We start from the raw sequence: 20,325 nt of genomic DNA on the forward strand, positions 1-20,325 counted from the left end.
GGGTGAGTTCGTTTTACAGTTATTTATAAAGTGCAAATCAGGACCCCACCAATAGCGCCTAGTGTGACTTGCCACCAACTTGGGGCTAAGTCAACTTTAGGAGGGCTTTTCAATAAGTCGATATAGAGCTTATTGACTTCTAGATACATAGCAAAAGCGCTCTCATATCCCTTTGAGTACGCCATGCTTTTTTCTTGCTCTAATTTAAGATTCTGGGCTTGAAGGACATCTATCCGCTGGTTTAAATCGATAATTTTGGTTTTCAACTCTGATTGTTGTTGGCAGGCTACTTTGCTGTTGTGGGCAGTGACAGTTAGTTTGACATAGTCGATAGGTAGGGTCATAACACGCTCTTTCCAAGGAGATCCCACTATTGGTATTTGTATAATCTGAATACTTTTCTCATCTAGTTGATAAGTTTCTTTAAAGCCTTGTGCAATGGATTGGTCGTCATATTCTGCAATGGTCTTTTTATTTGCTTGCGTTAATTTATCCTCAATTTCTTTGATTTCAAGTTGATAAGTACTAATGCTCTGCTCGTGCCCTACTATTTCTTTTTCTAAACTTTGTTGCTTTACCGATAACTCGGCAACCCGCTCGGTTAATTGTCCTTTTTCTGCGATTAAAGCCGCTTGTTGAGTTTCTGCTTTATCGATTTTTTGTTTTGCGTCCTGCCAAGTTGCGTAATAGAAATATCCGCCAATGATGACGATAAGTGATAAAGCAATGATAAAGATGTTCTTCAGTTTGTCAGACATTAGGCTTGTAGCTCATTTTCGATGCGACGGATGTTTTTGTATTCACAAGCTAGATCGATGTCTGCGTCATTGCCTGAGATTAATGCAAAATAAATCACATTACCGCCGATGACTGGTCGTTCAAGCTTTATTTGTGTGGAGGTGTTTTCATGCAATAAACGCAGCATAGACTGAATTTTAACTGCGGCATATTCACCTAACTCGGCCGCCAGTCTAAAGTTTTCCTCTATTAATGACATAGTTTGTCTTCCTTGCTTCAGTGAATGATAAGTTATATGGGCGCCATGCAACTAAAAGTAGTTCTTTTAAGTAATTTATGCCTATTTTTTACTCAATTAAACGTAAAAGCTGAGCTCGGACTAAACTGTATAAAAGTGTTGGCGGTTAATCGAATGGGTTGCCCCGACTCATTTTGCCACTGTTTGATTAATCCTGAGTGCAAGAGGTTGCTCGGATAGACGATAGCTCGATTAAACTGCGCGTTGACATGGTGGATTAACTTAAATTGTTCAGTGCTACCCTCTAAATAATGCTCGGGTGGCAATCCCAAAGTGAAGGCTTCGTCATCTCTTATTCGAATATAACGACTCTCCCGATCTGAATTAATGGTCTCAAAGCCACTTTGACGATGCTGGAAAAATCCTGTTCCACCGCATTCTTCTTGGCATAAATAGTGAACAATTGCCCATTGATTGGGGTTTTGAGTGTCAAAGTGAGGGATACGTTGAATTGGTAGTAAGTCGCAGGGTGAATGACTGACCAGTGAAAATGCACAGTAGGAAATCGAAGCCTGATCATATTGACTCGTTGGGAGCAAGGGTACTAACTGTTGGCGCACAAATTCAGCAACAAAGTTGCGATATTCAAGTGGCGCAATACTGCGCTGGCCGGGATAAAAATCCTGCTTACTGTCTTTTGACCATGTACCTTGATTGGCAATCTGTACTAATTTTTCTGGTTGTTCAAGCCAATGATCAATGATGAGCAGTGGACTCTTTTCTTTACCAATCAAGAGTGAGTTTATAGTGCACTGAGGGTGGCAAGAAAATTGTTCCATATTTATTGAGGCTGCAATTGTAACCATGGGTTAACCTGGCTTAAACGCTGATTTCTCCGCTCGATTAATGCATAAATTTGCCCCATAGAGGCCAATTGCGTATAGATAGTCTGCAAATAACCTTGTTGTTTTAGTGCACCAAGAGCAGACAGGGATAAGTTGTTCAGTTTGTCCTCATCTATACTGTAGAGACCTTTGATTTTTATGTGACTTTTGTCACCAAAGCTTATGTCGAGTTTAAGTGGAACTAACAATTCATTACCTAATAAACAATCGATATAGGCCTCTGTTTGTGCCTCACCAGCTATCAATTCAGCCAGAATTTGTTGGATTTCATTTAAATAATCGGATGGCTGACCTTGGGCAGTGAAAAGTGATTCACCATCAATACTCGAAATTGCAGCGCTTTGTTGATCAATGCACAATATTGACTCGCCATCTGATTCGTCACTTTTGCCCACGAAAAAAGGATGCCGAGCGGCATTTAAAGGAGAATATAAACTGTTAAATTTGGCCGCATGCCAAAATAAGTTTTCACCCTCTTTAAAACCTAGCAGTGCAATGCATAAAAAACGGCCGGTTTCGGTGCTTTTGCTGAACAAAATTGGAAATTCAACCACCAGTTTTAAAAATTCACTGATAACAACCGGCAGCATATGTTGGTCTGCAATAGCTTCTTCTGCTTTTTGTTTATTCACCTTTAGTGCTTGATGGTATTGTGCATTTACGGCAACAAGATGCGCCATTTTTTCATTCCTACTGCTTAACGTGCTTTATGATACTCAGAGCATGGATCTTAAGGTCATATCCTAGCAATTTGACTGGTCTCAAGCTAATTAGACGGCTTGGTCAACGCCCGATAAATAACTAAGCGTAGTTTGTCTTGAACTGGCTAATAGCGCAACAGCATTGCGTGCTTTGTGTTTATTTTGTAAATGATGTTAAATATTCTTTGAAATTACGCTTGTCTGGCTATAGGCTGCATATGTCGTCAAGTCTAATTTAGACGCACAAAAAGTGATATGGCGGTGGCTCTTAGCGGAACACGATAAAATTTGTCGCAAATATCTATTCTCTTTAGATCTGTGGCATTACCGCTGAGATTGTCAAATAAAACAAATTAGTATTTAGCGCTTTTCATCCAATAATTCTTATTTTTCAACATCAGTTGATGAGGACTTTCATGATTTTTACTTCCGAGACAATAGCTGAATTAAACTTGTTACTTAAATTTCCCGATACTAGTTTACTCCAAGGCATTAAAGTACATCACGACGCGGATCCCCAGTTAATTGCGGCTTCACAACGTTTGTTTGATAAAGGTATTGTGACCTTGCCCGATGGAGGATACTTAACCGATTTGGGTCATGATTTGTTAGAACATACTCAAATAATTGCCAGTGCTTTTTCACTTAACCACAGCTAATATCAATTTGCAAAAGTGACGGTGGTGGCATTTTGTTGTGCCACTTAGTTCATTAATTTACCTAGAATAGCGCTTGAAAAAAATAGTAAATGGTCGATACCCTTGTTAATTAGTATTTATTTAAATTTGATAATTATGCCTCGATTACGTTTTCTCATTAGTCTTTTTGTTTGTTACACCGTGCTGTGTAGCACCTTGGTGAGTGCCGAAGAGGAAATTGTTGCGGTGCAACTGTATTCTCAAGATGAATTAATTGAACTCATCAATCGTAATGAACATCTTAGCCGAGTAGTGAGCGATCGTTGTCAATTGGTACAAGATATCGAAGCGCGTGCGGAAACCTTAAAGGTGCCTGCTTATCAGTTCCTGTGGGGCGACATGTTAGCTTGGGGAGTGTGTGTTAAGGCTGACCCAGAACGTGGTGTGGCATTTATGAAACTCGCCGCTGAACAAGGGCTACCCGCTGGCCTTGAACAATTGGGTCGTTATTACGCCCAAGGAAAACTAGTCCAGCAAGATAAAGAACGTGCAGTGGTATTTTTAAGGGAAGCGTCTGGTCAAGGTCTGTTAAAAGCGCAAATAGAACTAGCTGAACTCTTTATTGAAGGTTACGGAAGTCCTTATGATTATGTCGACGCTTACCACTGGCTGTACAACGCCATCACTGCAGATAAAAATCAACATGCAAAGATTACTAATTGTCTAACAAAACTTGAAAAACTCATGCATCCCAAAGCAGTGCGTAAAGCGAAACGGCCATTAAATTCTTAGTTTTTTTATGTCTTTATTAACTCTGTCTATTTGCATACCTCAGCGTTTTTATTTTAGCACCAACGGTTTTTAGCTTGGTTTTCAGTCTACCTCCTACCTGCTAAAGCAAAGATAAGCCGCAGTATTGATTTTTGTTTTTAGGGGCAATATTTCACAAATTCTTGCCTAAAAGCACAAATAATCCCAGTAAAACGAGTAAAAAACTACAGTGTTAACGGGTCAGCAGGTATACTCCGTGCAACATTTTATTATTGAGGATCGTATAGATCCAACTATGAACGACGACCCCCATTACTTACGCGAAAAAGAAAAATACGAAAACCCAGTCGCCAGTCGAGAATATTTGCTGGAACTGTTGGTTAATGGCAAAAAACCTTTATCTTTTTTAGATTTCTGCCACCTATTGAATGCAACTGACGAAGATAGTCGTATAGGCATTCAGCGGCGCCTGCGCGCAATGGAAAGAGAAGGTCAGGTTGAATTTAACCGCGATAAAAAATATGCCGTGATCAAAGCCGATGATTTGATTCAAGGCCGCGTTATAGGCCATCGGGAAGGTTTTGGTTTTTTAAAGCGTGATGATGGTGAAAAAGATTTATTCATCCATCAAATGCAAATGGCGACGGTTTTGCATGGTGATCTAGTTCAAGTCAAAGAAAGTGGCACAGATAATCGAGGCCGCCGAGAAGCACGCATCGTAAAAATTGTTGAGCCGCGTTCAGAGCCAATTGTCGGTCGTTACTTCTTTGAAAATGATGTGGGTGTAGTGATACCTGATGACAGTCGAATAAATCACGAAATCATGATCCCAAAAGAACAAACCAATGGTGCGAGGCAGGGACATATTGTGGTAGTTGAAATCGTTCAACGCCCTCGAAAACGTGTCAATGCCATTGGTAAAATTGTTGAGGTACTTGGCGAGCATATGGCACCAGGTATGGAAATTGATATGGCCTTGCGCACCTTCGAAATTCCGCATCAATGGCCTAAAGGCGTCACAAAACAGATCTCGGGTTTGACTGAAGAGGTGCCCGAAGAAGCTAAATCCAATCGTATTGATCTGCGCCAATTGCCCTTAGTCACTATTGATGGTGAAGACGCGCGAGATTTTGATGATGCGGTTTTTTGTGAACCCCTTGAACAAGGTGGGTGGCAACTGTGGGTTGCTATCGCCGATGTGAGTTATTATGTGCGACCGGGTACTGCCTTAGACAGTGAAGCTCAAAATCGCGGTACCTCAGTGTATTTTCCTGAGCAAGTCGTGCCAATGTTACCGGAAGTTCTGTCTAACGGTTTGTGTTCACTCAATCCACAAGTGGATCGTTTGTGCATGGTGTGTGAAATGACCGTCAGTGAAACGGGAAAGTTATTAGAGCATCAGTTTTATGAAGCGGTGATGAATTCTAAAGCGCGACTGACTTACACTAAAGTATGGAACATACTGCAAGGTGATGAAACCTTGCAAAGTCGTTATGCTGAGCAAGTGCCACATCTACAAAACTTATATTCGATGTATCAGGCGCTGAAACGGACTCGCGGGCAGCGTGGTGCCATTGAATTTGAAACTCAGGAAAGTAAGTTTATTTTTAATGCATTGCGCAAAATTGACCATATAGTGCCAGTGGTGCGTAACGATGCACATAAACTGATCGAAGAATGTATGATTTTGGCTAACGTATCAGCCGCGCGTACCTTGGCAAAAAACAAGGCAGAAGCCTTATATCGAGTTCATGCTGAACCTGATCCAGATCGTCTGACATCGTTTTTATCCTATTTAGGCGAAGTCGGCATAAGTCATCATATTGGTCATGACGTAACGCCAAAAGATTTAACGGATGTGCTAAGCAAAATACAAGGTAGGGCCGATCAAGAATTGATCCAAACTATGCTCTTGCGTTCTATGAAACAAGCAGTCTACGATCATGAAAATATTGGTCATTTTGGCTTAGCCTTAGATGCCTATGCTCACTTTACTTCTCCTATTCGTCGTTATCCTGATTTAGTCGTTCACCGAGCTTTAAAAGCGATTGTCGATAAACAAAATCAACGTAAAAATGTGAGTGGTGGAAAACGTTATTCCGTGGATGAAGTTGAAGCTCTGGGTGAGCAATGTTCGATGGCTGAGCGACGAGCGGATGACGCTACTCGGGATGTATCCGACTGGCTCAAGTGTGAGTTTATGCTTGATCATGTGGGCGATAGCTTTGAGGGGGTAATTGCTTCGGTTACTAACTTCGGCTTTTTTGTACGTTTACCAGAATTTCACATTGATGGTTTAGTGCATATTACTTCCTTAGATTCAGATTATTATCGTTATGATGAAGTCAAACAGCATTTGATCGGTGAGCGCGGGGGAATGATCTATCGTCTGGGTGATCCACTTGAAGTCAAAGTAGCATCAGTTAACTTAGATGAACGTAAAATTGACTTTATTTTAGCCTCCACAGCCAAGGCGGCCGGACAGAATAAAGGCAAACCCAACAACTCAGGTAAAGCACGTCGACAAACGGCCGCGCGTTCAAAGGCTAAAGCTAAAAACGATACCGTGTCGACCACTGGAAAGGGGGCTAAGGCACAACCACCTGCGAAAAAAGACCCCAAGAAATCGTCAAGTGACAACAAATCAAGCGATAAAGGTGCGCCAAAAAGTAGAAGAGCACCCAGAAAGAGGAAAGGTTAAATGGCGCAATACGAATACATATACGGTATCCATGCACTTGAGTCTGTTATTGAGCGTGAGCCAGAGCGTTTAATTGAATTATTTGTACTCAAGGGTAAAGACGAAAAAAGTGTGCATACTCTTATCAATCAAGCCCGTCGTTTTGGCGCCTCTATTCAATTTTGTCAGCGTAAAACGCTGGACGAAAAAGCCGATAGCGAGCAACATCAAGGTGTTGTTGCTCGAGTTAAGCCCGGTAAAACCTATAATGATAATGACTTAGCTGCCATTGTTGCAGCTAATCCCCAGGTTTTTTTGTTGGTATTAGACGGCGTGACCGATCCACATAATTTAGGTGCTTGTTTGCGCACAGCAGATGGTGCAGGCGTACATGCGGTTATTGTTCCAAAAGATAATTCAGCGTCCTTAACTCCGGTGGTGCGCAAAGTAGCCTGTGGTGCCGCGGAGGTGGTGCCATTAGTGCAAGTGACTAACTTAGCTCGCACTCTACGAGATTTACAAGGTATGGGCGTTTGGATCGTCGGCACGGCGGGAGAAGCGGACAAAAACATCTACGAATGCAAACTTAGCGGACCTATGGCCTTAGTGATGGGCGCAGAAGACAAGGGCATGCGGCGATTAACGCGTGAACATTGTGATGAGTTGATTAAGTTGCCTATGGCGGGTTCAGTTTCAAGTTTGAATGTCTCTGTTGCAACAGGCGTATGTTTATATGAAATTGTCCGTCAGCGCGGATAAATTGCTGAATAAGTCTAGCCTGATTTAAATAGGCTAGACCCACTTTGATTATTTCTTGGCTGAGTAGGGATCGTCAGCCAGTAAATAAGAACGTAAGTCAGCTTTGTTGGGATGGCTAGCTAACCATTCTCTAAGCGCTTTGATTTTCTGGTAATCGTCTTCGCCAAATTTATTAATATACAACTGTGTAAAGGTTTCTTCAGCTTTTTGCTCCCTGATCTTAGTTTGCCATTGCTCAGTTAATATGGCGTTAAGTGAACCTGCCAAACCAGCAGATTTTAGTAATTCCCACTCACCTTTGTCCAACCAAACGCCACCAACCGGCATGCTGTAATCGAGTCGATGACTGCTATCTTTAGTGATCCTTAACTTGCGCATAATTACCCCTGTAACAGGGCAAATCAAGGCACGTTGACTATCAGCAACGTCATCATCAGAAACTGAGCCTTGGGCAAAACTATATTGTGGATTACGCTCTTTCCAGCTTACGTAATCTTCAACTAAAATCCAGTTTCCACCGCAGTGATCACAAGTATGAGCGCGAAATTGTTGCTCGATAAAACTGGCTTGAAGATTTCCTTCTTTACACCGAGTGCATTGCATATCTTATTATCCTTGATAAATCTCTATTCAGAACACTATGATGCGATTCAATTTACTAATTTTCAACTCATAAAAACGGGTTTAAAAAGCTTAATAAACTGAATAGTTGCTGGCTACTTGGTTTTGTTAGGTTTTTTAGTTCCTCATAAAAGAAATTGCATAAATTTGATTGTTTTAGCGCAAAAATCTTGGTTATTGAACTCCCAGTATTGTGCAATATTTGACTAAATTGGCATTGAAAATTATTAGCTGTTGCCCACAGAACATCAGCAATAAATAGCATTTATTAATAAAACCAAAATATGACTAATGCTTGTAAGTATAAAGTTGAGTTTGTTGATCAAGTGTTGACCATTTGTAAGTAGTCACTGTAAATTAACCTGAGTTCACTTGTTTTTTATACTTCAGGACAGCTATGACCATAAAATCGCCTTTAGAAATGTTATATCACTGGGAGAAACACACTCCTGATCGAATTTATCTTAAACAGCCTATTGATGGGAATTACAAAGAATTTTCTTGGCAAGAGACTGGACAACAAGTCAGACGGCTCGCAAGTGAGTTAAAACTCATGGACTTGCCAAAAGGCAGTCATATAGCGATTTTGTCAAAAAACTGTGCAGAGTGGTTTATCACTGATTTGGCTATCATGATGGCTGGACATGTCTCTGTGCCGATATATGCAACAGCCGGCACTCATACCATCCAATATGTACTTGACCATGCCAAGTGTCCGGTGATTTTTGTTGGAAAACTGGATAATACCGAGGAGCAAGTGAAGGCCATTCCTGAGGGGATTGTTAAGCTCGCCTTGCCTTATCCGGGTATTCCTGCAGACAAACAGTGGGCTGATTTAATGAATAATCAACCTTGTAATGAAAACCCGCTTCCTGATATGGATTCAGTGATGACTATTATTTATACATCGGGAAGCACCGGCAATCCGAAGGGCGCAGTGCATAGTTACAACACTATTTGTTGGGCAGCTGTTCATTCATTAGATGCTTTGGCAGTTAATCATCATGATCGCGTGCTCAGTTATTTACCTCTAGCCCATATTACCGAGCGGGTTTTTGCTGAGCTCGCTAGTTTTTATTCTTCTATGCGTATCGACTTTCTGGAATCTTTAGATACCTTTTCTCGGGATATTTGTGCAACTAAGCCAACCTTATTTGTCTCTGTACCGCGCCTTTGGACTCGTTTCCAAATGGGCGTGTTAGCTAATATGCCACAACGTAAACTTAATATTTTATTGCGCATCCCCATATTATCTTCAATTATCACCCGTAAAATCCGTGAAAAACTGGGACTAGATAAAGCACGATTGTGTGCCAGCGGTTCAGCACCTATTTCTATTTCTACCTTAGAGTGGTTTAGAACTATTGGAGTGAATATTTCTGAAGGATGGGGAATGACCGAAAACAGTGCTTATGGTACTGGTTCTGTGCCCTTTAGAGCAGATAAAGTGGGTACAATTGGTAAGGCATATAGTGGGGTAGATATTCGCATTGCTGAAGAGGGCGAGATCCAGGTTAAAGGTCCATGCAATATGTTGGAGTATTATTTGGAACCACAAAAGACCAAAGAGGTATTTACTGAAGATGGTTACTTAAAAACTGGTGATAAAGGCGCCATGGATAGTGAAGGCTATATACGAATTACCGGCCGATTGAAGGAGATATTTAAAACAGCAAAGGGTAAATATATAGCGCCTGTACCCATTGAATCGAGCTTAATGGGTAACTCTAATATTGAGCAAGTATGTGTAACAGGTTCACATTTGAAGCAACCTATAGCCTTGTTAGTATTGTCAGCCGCAGCACATAAATTAAATAAACAAAAATTAGAAGAAAGCTTATTGCATACATTTAACGAGGTTAATACCTCCTTAGAAAGTCATGCTGTACTCGATAGACTGGTTGTCATGAAGGAAGAATGGACTGTGGATAATGGATTGCTCACGCCAACGCTTAAGGTCAAACGGCACATACTTGAAGAACGTTTTGCCAAACTTATTGATAGTGATATGAAAGGTAAGATAGTAATGTTGTAAACATTGTTGAGTTATATAGATATTAGCCAGCTACAAGCAAGACGACTGAAAATAGTCGTCTTGCTGTTAAGTAATAAGAGATAAAACTGCTATTGATTACTGTCTAAGACTTTAAGCTCTGTAGCACAAAAACTATTAGCGAGAGCAAAAAGGAAAATATTGAAAGTAACTGATTGTCCTTTTAGCCCTAAAAGAGCTTGAATTTAAACGAAAGTTACATAAATAGTAACAATGTCGATTTAGCCTAATAGCCATCCCAATCCTTTTGATTTTTTTTACAAATTCAGCTATCGCTACCCGAGAATTTCTGTTAGTATTTCGCGCCCTTTTAACTGGGGTATGTATAAAAAGGCAGCGTAATGCTGCTTTTTACAGCTAAATGACTCGGGAGAGTCTTAATTTAAACAGCGGAGCACTAACATGATCCAAATGCAAACTAACCTGGATGTTGCCGATAACTCGGGCGCTCGCAGGGTTCAGTGTATTAAGGTTCTTGGTGGCTCGCATCGCCGTTATGCACATATTGGTGACATCATTAAAGTTACTGTGAAAGAAGCAATTCCTCGCGGTAAAGTAAAAAAAGGTGATGTACTGAATGCAGTGGTGGTGCGTACTAGAAAAGGCGTTCGTCGTCCTGATGGATCTGCGATCCGTTTTGATAACAACGCAGCGGTGTTGTTGAATAACAACAAGCAACCTATTGGTACGCGTATCTTTGGTCCGGTTACTCGTGAACTTCGTGCTAATAACATGAAGATTGTATCGTTAGCCCCTGAGGTACTATAAGGAGTCACGAGATGGCTAGTAAAATTCGTCGTGATGATGAAATCATCGTATTAGCGGGTAAAGATAAAGGAAAACAAGGCAAAGTTGTCAAAGTTCTTCCTGCGTCTAGTCGCTTAGTCGTTGAAGGTGTTAATTTGATCAAGAAGCATCAAAAGCCAAACCCACAATTGGGCGTAGCTGGCGGGATTGTTGAGAAAGAAGCATCAATTCATGTGTCAAATGTAGCGATCTTTAACCCAGCAACGGGCAAAGCTGATCGCGTTGGTTTTCGAATTGAAGATGAGAAAAAAGTTCGTTTCTTCAAATCGAATGGCCAAGTAATTTAATAAATTGGAGAGTACGATGGCGAAACTGCATGATTTCTATAAAGAAACGGTAGTAGCGGAACTTGCTAAGCAGTTCAACTACAAAAGCGTCATGCAAGTCCCTCGGATTGAAAAAATCACTCTAAACATGGGTTTAGGTGAAGCGGTAGCAGACAAAAAGGTGTTAGAACACGCCACGGCTGACATGCAAGCAATTGCTGGTCAAAAGCCGATTGTAACTGTTGCTCGTAAATCTGTAGCGGGCTTTAAAATCCGTGAAGGTTATCCGATTGGCTGTAAAGTAACCCTACGTGGTGAACGTATGTGGGAATTCTTTGAGCGTTTAGTCTCAATTGCTATTCCTCGTATCCGCGATTTTCGTGGCTTAAATCCTAAGTCATTTGATGGTCGTGGTAACTACAGCATGGGTGTGCGTGAGCAAATTATTTTCCCTGAAATCGATTTTGATAAAGTGGATAAAATTCGCGGTATGGATATCACTATCAATACCAGCGCTCAAACCGATGCGGAAGCTCATGCGTTATTAAGCGCATTCCACTTCCCGTTCAAAAAGTAAGGTGTAGGGTTATGGCAAAAGAATCAATGAAAGCGCGCGAAGTAAAACGCGCCAAGCTAGCAGTAAAGTTCGCTGATAAGCGTGCGGCACTTAAGGCCACTATCAGCGATATCAACACGTCTGACGAAGACCGTTGGAACGCTGTTCTTAAGCTACAACAATTGCCACGTGATTCATCTGTTGTACGTAAACGTAATCGTTGCCGTATAACTGGTCGTCCACATGGTTTCCTACGCAAGTTTGGCCTCAGCCGTATCAAGTTGCGTGAAGCAGCGATGCGCGGCGAAGTGCCTGGCCTTAAAAAAGCCAGTTGGTAAGGAGTAGCTTATATGAGTATGCAAGATCCTATCGCGGATATGTTTACCCGCGTTCGTAACGGCCAAATGGCTGGCAAAGTAACTGTTTCTATGCCTTCATCAAAATTACGCGTTGCTATTGCAAACGTACTGAAAGAAGAAGGTTATGTAGCGAACTTGTCAGTTTCTGGTGACGTTAAGCCTGTATTAGAAATTACCTTAAAGTATTTCGAAGGCAAAAAAGTTATCGGCAGCATTGAGCGCGTAAGTCGCCCAGGTTTGCGCATCTATAAGAAAAAAGATGAGCTTCCAAAAGTATTGGGTGGTTTAGGTGTAGCTATCGTGTCTACCTCTAAAGGTGTGATGACTGATCGTGCAGCGCGTAAAGCGGGCATGGGTGGTGAGATCATCGGCTACGTAGCATAAGGGGAATAGAATGTCACGTATAGCAAAAGCTCCTGTTGACATCGTGTCTGGCGTTGAAGTAACAATCGCTGGTCAAGTTGTCACATTTAAAGGTAAAAAAGGTACATTAAGTCGTACATTTAATGATGCAGTTGAAATCGTACAAGAAGAGAACCAATTGAAGACTTTACCTCGTGAAGGTATGGCCAACGGTTGGGCTCAAGCTGGAACGGCTCGCTCATTGTTAAACGCTATGGTTATTGGTGTATCCGAAGGTTTTGAGAAAAAACTATTGTTGAATGGTGTTGGTTATCGTGCGTCTGCGCAAGGTAGTAAACTAAACCTGACTTTAGGTTTCTCACACCCCGTAGCATACGAAATGCCTGCTGGTATTTCGGTAGAGACTCCTACGCAAACTGAAATCCTCGTTAAAGGCGTTGATAAGCAGTTGGTGGGTCAAGTTGCAGCTAACATCCGTGGATACCGTCCGCCAGAGCCTTACAAAGGTAAAGGTGTACGTCTCGCCGATGAAGTTGTGCGTCGTAAAGAAGCTAAGAAAAAGTAGGTTGGTGATACGATGGATAAGAAAACAGCTCGCTTGCGCCGCGCTACCCGCGCCCGCAAAAAAATTAGTGAACTGGCCGCGCATCGCTTGGTTATTAACCGCACTCCACGCCACATATACGCTCAGTTAATCGCCCCAAGCGGTTCTGAAGTATTAGCGGCGGCTTCTACTGTTGAAGCGCAGTTACGTTCAAGCGTGAAATACGCCGGTAATGTTGATGCAGCGATAGCAGTTGGTAAAGCGATTGCAGAACGTGCTATCGAAAAAGGCATTAAGAAAGTGGCTTTCGATCGCAGCGGTTACAAGTATCACGGTCGAGTTAAGGCATTAGCTGATGCTGCTCGTGAAGCAGGTCTTCAGTTCTAGGAGTTAATTATGGCTAAAGTAGAAGTTCAACAACAGGGCGACCTGTTAGAAAAACTAATTGCTGTAAACCGTGTATCTAAAGTGGTTAAAGGTGGTCGTATCTTTAGCTTCACTGCTTTGACAGTGGTAGGTGACGGTAACGGTCGTGTTGGTTTTGGATACGGTAAAGCACGTGAAGTGCCAGCTGCCATTCAAAAAGCGATGGAAAAAGCACGTCGCAATGTGGTATCAGTTGATTTAAACGGTCACACATTACAACACGCAATTAAAGGTCGCCATTCTGGCTCCAAGGTTTACATGCAACCAGCATCTGAAGGTACTGGTATTATCGCCGGTGGTGCGATGCGTGCAGTTCTTGAAGTCGCTGGTGTACATAACGTACTTTCAAAATGTTACGGTTCTACCAATCCGATTAACGTTGTGCGTGCAACTATCAATGCGTTGACAGAAATGACTTCGCCTGAGCAAGTTGCTGCTAAACGCGGATTGTCAGTAACACAGATTTTGGGGTAATTGAACATGGCAACGATTAAAGTAAAGCAAACTAAAAGCTCTATCGGTCGTCTTCCTAAGCATAAGGCAACCCTTACTGGCTTAGGTCTTCGTCGCATCGGTCATGTTCGTGAGCTAGAAGACACCCCTTCTGTCCGTGGCATGATCAACCGTGTATATTACATGGTTGAAGTAGTGGAGGAGTAACAGATGCATTTAAATACTTTGGCTCCTGCACAAGGAGCGAAAACATCTCGTAAGCGTTTGGGCCGTGGTATCGGTTCAGGTCTTGGTAAAACTGGTGGCCGTGGTCACAAAGGTCAAAAGGCCCGCTCTGGCGGATCTGTAAAACCTGGTTTTGAAGGCGGTCAGATGCCAATCCAACGTCGTTTACCTAAGTTTGGTTTTACTTCACGTAAGTCCTTGGTTACAGACCAAGTTACGTTGAGCGAAATCTCACAGGTAGAAGGCGACGTGGTTTCACTAGAAACTTTGAAAGCAGCAAGTCTTGTTAAGAAAGAAATGTTGTATGTAAAAGTTCTTAAAAGTGGTGAAATTACACGCGCTGTTACGATTAGCGGTTTAAAGGTAACTAAAGGTGCCCTTGAAGCAATTCAGGCAGCTGGCGGTAAGGTAGAGGAATAGGCTAGATGGCTAAACCAGGATCGGATTCGAGCGCAAAAGGCGGCTTGAGCGAACTTAAATCGAGGTTGTGGTTCGTACTTGGTGCGATCATAGTATTTAGGTTAGGCTCTTACGTGCCTATTCCTGGTATTGATGCAGCTGTGTTGGCGGATTTATTCGACCAACAAAAAGGTACCATTGTGGAAATGTTTAATATGTTTTCAGGTGGTGCATTAGAGCGTGCGTCAGTTCTTGCCCTAGGTATCATGCCTTACATTACAGCATCCATCATTATGCAGTTGCTAACTGTTATGCACCCGTCAATGATGGAATTAAAGAAAGAAGGCGAAGCCGGACGTCGTAAAATCAGTCAGTATACTCGGTACTTTACCTTGGTGTTGGCGACTTTCCAAGCAGTTGGAATAGCGACTAACCTACCTAACTTAATTGCTGGGTTGGTTATTAGTCCTGGTTTTGGTTTTTACTTTACAGCAGTAGTGAGTTTGGTTACCGGTACCATGTTTTTAATGTGGTTAGGTGAGCAAATTACGGAAAGAGGTATCGGTAACGGTATTTCTATATTGATTTTTGCCGGTATAGTTTCTGGTCTGCCAACTGCCTTAGGGCAAACAGCAGAGCAGGCTAGGCAAGGTGACTTGAACTTATTGTTCTTGTTGTTGATAGGTGTGATTATCATCGCTATCACTTACTTTGTTGTGTTTGTTGAACGTGGTCAACGTCGTATTGTCGTTAACTACGCTAAACGCCAACAAGGTCGTAAAGTATTTGCTGCCCAAAGCACGCATTTGCCTTTAAAAGTGAACATGGCTGGTGTTATTCCCCCAATATTTGCATCAAGTATAATTTTGTTTCCGGGTACCATTGCTAACTGGTTTGGTCAAAACGAATCATTGTCTTGGTTACAAGACGTGGCGTTGATGTTGTCTCCTGGACAGCCTTTGTATGTCATGTTCTATGCTGCGGCAATTATCTTCTTTTGTTTCTTCTATACTGCGTTGGTGTTTAACCCTCGTGAGACAGCAGATAACTTGAAGAAGTCTGGTGCGTTTGTACCAGGGATTCGTCCAGGTGAACAAACTTCACGCTACATTGATAAAGTAATGACGCGACTAACTTTAGCTGGTGCGCTTTATATAACCTTTATTTGTTTAGTGCCTGAATTTATGTTGATTGCTTGGAATGTGCCGTTTTATTTTGGCGGAACTTCCCTACTGATTATGGTAGTTGTAATCATGGACTTCATGGCGCAGGTGCAGACACATTTGATGTCAAATCAATATGAGTCTGTTCTTAAGAAAGCTAATCTTAAAGGCTACGGTCGATAAGATGGCATTTTACGGAGTGATGAAATGAAAGTTCGTGCATCCGTCAAACGGATTTGCCGTAACTGCAAAGTCATTAAGCGCAACGGTGTTGTTCGTGTGATTTGTAGCGAGCCTAAGCATAAGCAAAGGCAAGGTTAATCGAACGGTTTGGGGGTCGTCTAGATACGCTAGCGCCTCAAACCTTTATTTGCAATTTAGTCGTTGGGTAAGTATCCTATCGGGCTTTTTAGGCCGACGACAATAACTAAGAGGAGTACTGTTAATGGCCCGTATCGCTGGCATTAACATCCCTGAGCACAAGCATGCTGTCATTGCTCTTGAAGCAATCTTCGGTATCGGTGCCACACGTGCTAAAAGCATTTGTGTCGCTGCTAGTGTTGCAGAGTCAACCAAGATCAAAGATCTTGATGAAACACAGATTGATAAATTACGTGATGAAGTAGCTAAATTCACTGTTGAAGGTGATCTACGTCGTGAAGTATCAATGAGTATTAAACGTTTGATGGATTTAGGTTGCTTCCGTGGTATACGCCACCGTCGTAGTCTTCCTCTACGTGGTCAGCGCACTAAAACCAATGCGCGCACCCGTAAGGGTCCTCGCAAAGCAATTAAAAAGTAAGCGGGGAATAAGATATGGCAAAAGCTCCTATTAAAAGCACGCGTAAGCGCGCAAAACGTCAAGTTGCAGATGGTATGGCTCATATCCATGCGTCTTTCAACAACACAATAGTGACAATTACTGATCGTCAGGGTAACGCTCTATCTTGGGCAACATCAGGTGGTTCAGGTTTCCGTGGTTCACGTAAATCTACCCCATTTGCTGCACAAGTTGCTGCCGAGCGTGCCGGTACTGCCGCACAGGAATTTGGTTTGAAAAACATAGAAGTGTTCGTTAAAGGTCCAGGTCCAGGTCGTGAATCTGCGATCCGTGCTTTGAACGCTGCTGGTTATAAAATCACTAATATTACCGATGTGACGCCTATTCCTCACAACGGTTGTCGTCCACCGAAAAAACGTCGCGTTTAATCGACGGACAGTTGGAGAAAGATCATGGCAAGATATTTGGGTCCAAAACTCAAACTTAGCCGCCGCGAAGGAACAGATTTGTTCCTTAAAAGTGGCGTTCGAGCAATCGAATCTAAATGTAAAATTGATACCGCACCTGGACAACATGGCGCCCGTCGTGGCCGTTTGTCAGACTATGGTGTGCAATTGCGTGAAAAACAAAAAGTTCGTCGTATGTACGGTGTTCTTGAAAAACAATTCCGTAATTACTATAAAGAAGCAGCTCGTTTAAAAGGGAACACTGGTGAGAACCTGTTACAACTTTTAGAACAGCGCCTTGACAATGTTGTTTACCGTATAGGTTTCGCTAGTACTCGTGCTGAAGCACGTCAATTAGTGAGCCACAAGGCCATTTTGGTTAACGGTCAAGTTGTTAACGTTCCTTCTTTTAATGTTTCTGCTGAAGACGTTGTCTCTGTTCGTGAGAAAGCTAAAAAACAAGCTCGTATTGTTGCTGCTCTTGAATTGGCTGAGCAACGTGAGAAACCAACTTGGATTGAAGTAGACAGCAAGAAAATGGAAGGCACATTTAAACGTGTACCTGAAAGAACTGATTTGTCTGCTGAGATAAATGAACAGTTGATCGTCGAACTTTACTCTAAGTAAAGATAAAAGAAGAGAGGAAACAATGTCGGGTTCTGTAACTGAATTCTTAAAACCAAGATTAGTTGAAATTGATAACGTCTCATCAACACGTGCAAAGGTCACACTTGAACCTTTAGAGCGTGGTTTTGGTCACACGTTGGGCAACGCCCTGCGACGCATCCTGTTGTCATCTATGCCAGGGTGTGCTGTAACTGAAGTTGAAATTGATGGTGTACTTCATGAGTACAGCACCAAAGAAGGCGTACAAGAAGACGTTATCGAAATATTGCTTAACCTTAAGGGTTTAGCGGTGCGTCTTGAAGGCAAAACCGAAGCAACACTAACTCTAGTGAAATCCGGTGCGGGCCCAGTATTAGCTGGAGATATTCAGCATGATGGTGATGTGGAAATCGTTAATCCTGACCACTTAGTTTGTACTTTGACAGGCGATGCTGAAATTAGCATGCGCATTAAAGTAGAAATGGGTCGCGGTTATGTGCCCGCATCAACTCGCCGCTCTTCTGAAGAAGATGATCGTCCTATTGGTCGTTTATTGGTTGATGCTTCATTTAGCCCAGTTGAACGTATTGCTTATACAGTTGAGTCAGCACGTGTTGAACAACGCACTGACCTTGATAAGCTAATCATTGATATGGAAACCAACGGTACTATTGATCCTGAAGAAGCAATTCGTCGCGCAGCTACAATTTTAGCTGAGCAATTAGACGCGTTTGTGGAACTTCGTGATATCAAAGAGCCAGTTGAGAAAGAAGAGAAACCGGAGTTTGATCCGATTTTACTTCGCCCAGTTGACGATTTAGAACTTACTGTACGTTCTGCTAACTGCTTAAAAGCTGAAGCTATCCAGTATATTGGTGACCTTGTACAGCGTACCGAAGTTGAGTTGTTGAAGACTCCTAACTTGGGTAAAAAGTCTCTAACAGAGATCAAAGACGTACTTGCTTCTCGTGGGCTTTCTTTGGGCATGCGCCTAGAAAATTGGCCACCTGAAAGTATCGCAGAAAAAGATTAATCAGATTTAATTTAAACTGATTTGTAAAGAAGGATAAAACTATGCGCCATCGTAAGAGTGGTCGTCAGTTAAATCGTAATAGCAGCCATCGTCAAGCAATGTTCAAAAACATGGCTGGTTCTTTGGTAAAACATGAGTTGATTAAAACAACTTTGCCAAAAGCGAAAGAACTGCGTCGCGTAATCGAACCTCTTATCACACTTGCTAAGCAAGACAGTGTAGCTAATCGCCGTTTGGCATTTGCACGTACTGGTGATAAAGAAGTAGTTGGTAAATTATTTAATGAACTTGGCCCACGCTATGAAGCACGCCCAGGTGGATATATTCGCATTTTAAAATGTGGATTCCGCTCTGGTGACAATGCTCCTATGGCGTATGTAGAGTTGGTTGACCGTCCAGAAGTTGAAGCAGTCGAAATGACTGAAGATGCAACTGCGGAATAATAGAAATACCAAATAAAAAGCCGGGCATAGCCCGGCTTTTTTGATCCTGCTGTTTAGCTATTAATGAGTTTTTCTTGTGGCCTGTGCAACTTCTTCTGCAGTTGCGCCGCCATTAGTTGCATAACGCTCAAGATTTTCCAGAGAAATTCCAGAATTTTGACCTGTTTCGATTATTCTTTTTACTTGTTCCCTTTGAGCCGATGATTCTCGGACTGCAGTAGTGATTACTACTTCAGCATCATTAGGGAAACTAGCCAATAATGCTTCTACTACATACTCACCGACTAATGGTACTGCCCCAATGGCTGAGGTTAATATTTCCACAAGCTTAGATGGATGCTCTTTAGCTAAAGATTGCACTATATAGTCTGCTGAATCAGGTTCAGTAACGACCGCAATTCTAACTATTTCGTCTAATTCACTCGGGGTAGAGTTGGCAGCGGCAGTTACTATGAAATCTACATAGCTTGGATCTGCATTAATTGCGGTTTCAACTATGCTGCTACAGCTACTGATGCCTTTTCGCAAAGCAATTGTAACAACTTCTTGGGTTAAAGTAGGTTGAGCAGATATTGCCGCATGAATGATTTCTTTATATTGTTCTGGATACATATCTAACGCAGTATCAATAATACTCGCCGCTTCTTGCGGATAATGTTGAACAATACTTTTTATTGCCCTACCTATAGACATGTTTTGTTGTACTTGGTTTTGAATAAATGAACTGGTTAATTCTAGATTATTATTAGTACTTTCAACTTCTCCAGCTAGTACTCCGTGTGAAATACCGCCTAACAAAATTGTACTACAAGCTAATTGCTTAAAATTCATTTAATTCACCGACTACTTTATAGTTATAACTAAGATACGACAATCCGTGTCAGCCTTTGGTTCAATTTAACAATAAATTTACTAAATAAATAGTTTTTAAGCAATTTGCTGTTTATTCGTACGTATAAGTAATTATTTTCAATTTATTTGAATAACTGACTTGACCTAGGTGTGTAAGTCTATAGAATGCGCCTCCTCGCTTCGGGACAGACAGTAAACGTCTGACACGACACCGGCTTCGGCCAGTGATACGATACTCCTCGGAGTCAAGTGATCAGCGGGTTGTAGAGAAAGAATTTTAAAAAATAATTTAAAAACTTTCTTGACAACGTAAACGGATAGCGTAATATGCGCCTCCCGCTTAAGAGGGTCTTCGGACAGCTTAAGTAGACAAGATTTATCCGGCGATCGTCAAATAGGATGGTCACCCAGTACAAGCGTTGTTTCAGAAATCAGTGTTCACTACGTTCACGCATTTCGCTTCAACAATCCTGTACTAAACGCTCTTTAACAATTAATA

Annotated in this window: 28 protein-coding genes; 22 read left to right on the forward strand and 6 right to left on the reverse strand. The window is 41.9% G+C overall.

Going from position 1 to position 20,325, the window contains the following annotated elements; genetic code table 11:
- Positions 1–23 precede the first annotated feature (23 nt).
- The 4 genes from ABKW31_RS17870 to ABKW31_RS17885 all read right to left on the reverse strand — a co-directional run bounded on the left by ABKW31_RS17870 (position 24) and on the right by ABKW31_RS17885 (position 2,561).
- A complete protein-coding gene (locus tag ABKW31_RS17870) occupies positions 24–758 on the reverse strand; it encodes a hypothetical protein (protein ID WP_348617950.1) in 735 nt (244 codons plus the stop codon).
- Entirely contained in the window at positions 758–997 is a 240-nt protein-coding gene (locus tag ABKW31_RS17875; protein WP_348617951.1) for a hypothetical protein, read from the reverse strand. The genes ABKW31_RS17870 and ABKW31_RS17875 overlap by 1 nt, the downstream gene beginning before the upstream one ends.
- Positions 998–1,089: 92 nt before the next feature.
- Complete coding sequence (locus ABKW31_RS17880; RefSeq protein WP_348617952.1) at positions 1,090–1,842, reverse strand: DUF6445 family protein; 753 nt, start codon at positions 1,840–1,842, stop codon at positions 1,090–1,092.
- Positions 1,818–2,561, reverse strand: a complete 744-nt coding sequence (locus ABKW31_RS17885; protein ID WP_348617953.1) for a SapC family protein — start codon at positions 2,559–2,561, stop codon at positions 1,818–1,820. Before ABKW31_RS17885 ends, ABKW31_RS17880 begins: the two co-directional genes overlap by 25 nt.
- A 437-nt stretch (positions 2,562–2,998) precedes the next feature.
- On the opposite strand from ABKW31_RS17885, the gene ABKW31_RS17890 reads away from it, so the two are divergent.
- The 4 genes from ABKW31_RS17890 (at position 2,999) to rlmB (ending at position 7,430) form a co-directional block, all read left to right on the forward strand.
- Entirely contained in the window at positions 2,999–3,241 is a 243-nt protein-coding gene (locus ABKW31_RS17890) for a TIGR02647 family protein (RefSeq protein WP_348617954.1), read from the forward strand.
- Positions 3,242–3,376: 135 nt separating this feature from the next.
- The gene (locus ABKW31_RS17895; protein ID WP_348617955.1) at positions 3,377–4,012 is read left to right on the forward strand and encodes a tetratricopeptide repeat protein; all 636 of its coding nucleotides are present in this window, start codon (positions 3,377–3,379) and stop codon (positions 4,010–4,012) included.
- A 274-nt stretch (positions 4,013–4,286) separates the two neighbouring features.
- Entirely contained in the window at positions 4,287–6,692 is a 2,406-nt protein-coding gene (rnr, locus tag ABKW31_RS17900) for a ribonuclease R (protein WP_348617974.1), read from the forward strand.
- On the forward strand, positions 6,693–7,430 hold the full coding sequence (gene rlmB / locus ABKW31_RS17905; protein WP_348617956.1) for a 23S rRNA (guanosine(2251)-2'-O)-methyltransferase RlmB: 738 nt from the start codon (positions 6,693–6,695) through the stop codon (positions 7,428–7,430). It abuts the gene before it with no gap.
- 48 nt (positions 7,431–7,478) lie between these two features.
- On the opposite strand, the gene ABKW31_RS17910 is transcribed toward rlmB, so the two are convergent.
- Complete coding sequence (locus ABKW31_RS17910) at positions 7,479–8,033, reverse strand: zf-TFIIB domain-containing protein (protein ID WP_348617957.1); 555 nt, start codon at positions 8,031–8,033, stop codon at positions 7,479–7,481.
- A 415-nt stretch (positions 8,034–8,448) separates the two neighbouring features.
- Between ABKW31_RS17910 and ABKW31_RS17915 the strand changes: the two genes are divergently transcribed.
- The 18 genes from ABKW31_RS17915 (at position 8,449) to rplQ (ending at position 18,974) form a co-directional block, all read left to right on the forward strand.
- Positions 8,449–10,086, forward strand: coding sequence for an AMP-binding protein (locus ABKW31_RS17915; protein WP_348617958.1), 1,638 nt, complete (start codon positions 8,449–8,451; stop codon positions 10,084–10,086).
- A gap of 420 nt (positions 10,087–10,506) precedes the next feature.
- A complete protein-coding gene (rplN, locus tag ABKW31_RS17920; protein ID WP_068371025.1) occupies positions 10,507–10,872 on the forward strand; it encodes a 50S ribosomal protein L14 in 366 nt (121 codons plus the stop codon).
- An 11-nt stretch (positions 10,873–10,883) separates the two neighbouring features.
- The gene (rplX, locus tag ABKW31_RS17925) at positions 10,884–11,198 is read left to right on the forward strand and encodes a 50S ribosomal protein L24 (RefSeq protein ID WP_348617959.1); all 315 of its coding nucleotides are present in this window, start codon (positions 10,884–10,886) and stop codon (positions 11,196–11,198) included.
- A gap of 16 nt (positions 11,199–11,214) precedes the next feature.
- Positions 11,215–11,754 (forward strand): 50S ribosomal protein L5, encoded by a 540-nt coding sequence (rplE, locus tag ABKW31_RS17930; RefSeq protein WP_348617960.1) that lies wholly within the window; start codon positions 11,215–11,217, stop codon positions 11,752–11,754.
- An 11-nt stretch (positions 11,755–11,765) separates the two neighbouring features.
- Positions 11,766–12,071: a 30S ribosomal protein S14 gene (gene rpsN / locus ABKW31_RS17935; protein ID WP_348617961.1), complete on the forward strand. Its 306-nt coding sequence runs from the start codon at positions 11,766–11,768 to the stop codon at positions 12,069–12,071.
- 12 nt (positions 12,072–12,083) lie between these two features.
- Positions 12,084–12,476, forward strand: a complete 393-nt coding sequence (gene rpsH / locus ABKW31_RS17940) for a 30S ribosomal protein S8 (protein WP_348617962.1) — start codon at positions 12,084–12,086, stop codon at positions 12,474–12,476.
- A gap of 10 nt (positions 12,477–12,486) precedes the next feature.
- Positions 12,487–13,020 carry a 50S ribosomal protein L6 gene (rplF, locus tag ABKW31_RS17945; RefSeq protein ID WP_348617963.1) on the forward strand — a complete coding sequence of 178 codons (534 nt, stop codon included), beginning with the start codon at positions 12,487–12,489 and terminating at the stop codon, positions 13,018–13,020.
- 12 nt (positions 13,021–13,032) lie between these two features.
- Positions 13,033–13,386 (forward strand): 50S ribosomal protein L18, encoded by a 354-nt coding sequence (rplR, locus tag ABKW31_RS17950; RefSeq protein WP_340680196.1) that lies wholly within the window; start codon positions 13,033–13,035, stop codon positions 13,384–13,386.
- 9 nt (positions 13,387–13,395) lie between these two features.
- Positions 13,396–13,899, forward strand: coding sequence for a 30S ribosomal protein S5 (rpsE, locus tag ABKW31_RS17955; protein ID WP_348617964.1), 504 nt, complete (start codon positions 13,396–13,398; stop codon positions 13,897–13,899).
- A complete protein-coding gene (rpmD, locus tag ABKW31_RS17960; RefSeq protein WP_348617965.1) occupies positions 13,900–14,085 on the forward strand; it encodes a 50S ribosomal protein L30 in 186 nt (61 codons plus the stop codon).
- A gap of 3 nt (positions 14,086–14,088) precedes the next feature.
- A complete protein-coding gene (gene rplO, locus ABKW31_RS17965) occupies positions 14,089–14,523 on the forward strand; it encodes a 50S ribosomal protein L15 (protein WP_348617966.1) in 435 nt (144 codons plus the stop codon).
- Between the two features lie 5 nt (positions 14,524–14,528).
- Positions 14,529–15,848: a preprotein translocase subunit SecY gene (gene secY, locus ABKW31_RS17970; RefSeq protein WP_348617967.1), complete on the forward strand. Its 1,320-nt coding sequence runs from the start codon at positions 14,529–14,531 to the stop codon at positions 15,846–15,848.
- Between the two features lie 24 nt (positions 15,849–15,872).
- The gene (gene rpmJ / locus ABKW31_RS17975; protein ID WP_082768678.1) at positions 15,873–15,986 is read left to right on the forward strand and encodes a 50S ribosomal protein L36; all 114 of its coding nucleotides are present in this window, start codon (positions 15,873–15,875) and stop codon (positions 15,984–15,986) included.
- Between the two features lie 124 nt (positions 15,987–16,110).
- Positions 16,111–16,467 (forward strand): 30S ribosomal protein S13, encoded by a 357-nt coding sequence (gene rpsM / locus ABKW31_RS17980; protein WP_340680201.1) that lies wholly within the window; start codon positions 16,111–16,113, stop codon positions 16,465–16,467.
- Between the two features lie 14 nt (positions 16,468–16,481).
- Complete coding sequence (gene rpsK / locus ABKW31_RS17985) at positions 16,482–16,874, forward strand: 30S ribosomal protein S11 (protein WP_068371061.1); 393 nt, start codon at positions 16,482–16,484, stop codon at positions 16,872–16,874.
- Positions 16,875–16,898: 24 nt separating this feature from the next.
- Positions 16,899–17,519 carry a 30S ribosomal protein S4 gene (gene rpsD, locus ABKW31_RS17990; protein WP_348617968.1) on the forward strand — a complete coding sequence of 207 codons (621 nt, stop codon included), beginning with the start codon at positions 16,899–16,901 and terminating at the stop codon, positions 17,517–17,519.
- Positions 17,520–17,541: 22 nt separating this feature from the next.
- On the forward strand, positions 17,542–18,531 hold the full coding sequence (gene rpoA / locus ABKW31_RS17995) for a DNA-directed RNA polymerase subunit alpha (protein ID WP_348617969.1): 990 nt from the start codon (positions 17,542–17,544) through the stop codon (positions 18,529–18,531).
- 41 nt (positions 18,532–18,572) lie between these two features.
- Entirely contained in the window at positions 18,573–18,974 is a 402-nt protein-coding gene (gene rplQ / locus ABKW31_RS18000; RefSeq protein WP_348617970.1) for a 50S ribosomal protein L17, read from the forward strand.
- 60 nt (positions 18,975–19,034) lie between these two features.
- Here rplQ and ABKW31_RS18005 read toward each other — a convergent pair whose 3' ends face one another.
- Positions 19,035–19,805, reverse strand: a complete 771-nt coding sequence (locus ABKW31_RS18005) for a hypothetical protein (protein ID WP_348617971.1) — start codon at positions 19,803–19,805, stop codon at positions 19,035–19,037.
- Positions 19,806–20,325 lie beyond the last annotated feature (520 nt).

Origin of the sequence: Paraglaciecola sp. 25GB23A (genome assembly GCF_040012495.1) — a bacterium.
GTDB lineage: Bacteria > Pseudomonadota > Gammaproteobacteria > Enterobacterales > Alteromonadaceae > Paraglaciecola.

Bases quoted from the DNA above. Each gene is read 5' to 3' on its own strand.
- rpmJ (WP_082768678.1), top strand. From the start codon at position 15,873: ATGAAAGTTCGTGCATCCGTCAAACGGATTTGCCGTAACTGCAAAGTC.
- rpsM (WP_340680201.1), top strand. From the start codon at position 16,111: ATGGCCCGTATCGCTGGCATTAACATCCCTGAGCACAAGCATGCTGTC.
- rplX (WP_348617959.1), top strand. From the start codon at position 10,884: ATGGCTAGTAAAATTCGTCGTGATGATGAAATCATCGTATTAGCGGGT.
- ABKW31_RS17915 (WP_348617958.1), top strand. From the start codon at position 8,449: ATGACCATAAAATCGCCTTTAGAAATGTTATATCACTGGGAGAAACAC.
- rplE (WP_348617960.1), top strand. From the start codon at position 11,215: ATGGCGAAACTGCATGATTTCTATAAAGAAACGGTAGTAGCGGAACTT.
- ABKW31_RS17880 (WP_348617952.1), bottom strand. From the start codon at position 1,842: ATGGTTACAATTGCAGCCTCAATAAATATGGAACAATTTTCTTGCCAC.
- rpsN (WP_348617961.1), top strand. From the start codon at position 11,766: ATGGCAAAAGAATCAATGAAAGCGCGCGAAGTAAAACGCGCCAAGCTA.
- ABKW31_RS17885 (WP_348617953.1), bottom strand. From the start codon at position 2,561: ATGGCGCATCTTGTTGCCGTAAATGCACAATACCATCAAGCACTAAAG.
- rlmB (WP_348617956.1), top strand. From the start codon at position 6,693: ATGGCGCAATACGAATACATATACGGTATCCATGCACTTGAGTCTGTT.
- ABKW31_RS17875 (WP_348617951.1), bottom strand. From the start codon at position 997: ATGTCATTAATAGAGGAAAACTTTAGACTGGCGGCCGAGTTAGGTGAA.
- ABKW31_RS17895 (WP_348617955.1), top strand. From the start codon at position 3,377: ATGCCTCGATTACGTTTTCTCATTAGTCTTTTTGTTTGTTACACCGTG.
- ABKW31_RS17870 (WP_348617950.1), bottom strand. From the start codon at position 758: ATGTCTGACAAACTGAAGAACATCTTTATCATTGCTTTATCACTTATC.
- rpsH (WP_348617962.1), top strand. From the start codon at position 12,084: ATGAGTATGCAAGATCCTATCGCGGATATGTTTACCCGCGTTCGTAAC.
- rplR (WP_340680196.1), top strand. From the start codon at position 13,033: ATGGATAAGAAAACAGCTCGCTTGCGCCGCGCTACCCGCGCCCGCAAA.
- rpsK (WP_068371061.1), top strand. From the start codon at position 16,482: ATGGCAAAAGCTCCTATTAAAAGCACGCGTAAGCGCGCAAAACGTCAA.
- rnr (WP_348617974.1), top strand. From the start codon at position 4,287: ATGAACGACGACCCCCATTACTTACGCGAAAAAGAAAAATACGAAAAC.
- ABKW31_RS17890 (WP_348617954.1), top strand. From the start codon at position 2,999: ATGATTTTTACTTCCGAGACAATAGCTGAATTAAACTTGTTACTTAAA.
- rplO (WP_348617966.1), top strand. From the start codon at position 14,089: ATGCATTTAAATACTTTGGCTCCTGCACAAGGAGCGAAAACATCTCGT.
- rpoA (WP_348617969.1), top strand. From the start codon at position 17,542: ATGTCGGGTTCTGTAACTGAATTCTTAAAACCAAGATTAGTTGAAATT.
- rpsD (WP_348617968.1), top strand. From the start codon at position 16,899: ATGGCAAGATATTTGGGTCCAAAACTCAAACTTAGCCGCCGCGAAGGA.
- ABKW31_RS18005 (WP_348617971.1), bottom strand. From the start codon at position 19,805: ATGAATTTTAAGCAATTAGCTTGTAGTACAATTTTGTTAGGCGGTATT.
- ABKW31_RS17910 (WP_348617957.1), bottom strand. From the start codon at position 8,033: ATGCAATGCACTCGGTGTAAAGAAGGAAATCTTCAAGCCAGTTTTATC.
- secY (WP_348617967.1), top strand. From the start codon at position 14,529: ATGGCTAAACCAGGATCGGATTCGAGCGCAAAAGGCGGCTTGAGCGAA.
- rplF (WP_348617963.1), top strand. From the start codon at position 12,487: ATGTCACGTATAGCAAAAGCTCCTGTTGACATCGTGTCTGGCGTTGAA.
- rpsE (WP_348617964.1), top strand. From the start codon at position 13,396: ATGGCTAAAGTAGAAGTTCAACAACAGGGCGACCTGTTAGAAAAACTA.
- rplQ (WP_348617970.1), top strand. From the start codon at position 18,573: ATGCGCCATCGTAAGAGTGGTCGTCAGTTAAATCGTAATAGCAGCCAT.
- rplN (WP_068371025.1), top strand. From the start codon at position 10,507: ATGATCCAAATGCAAACTAACCTGGATGTTGCCGATAACTCGGGCGCT.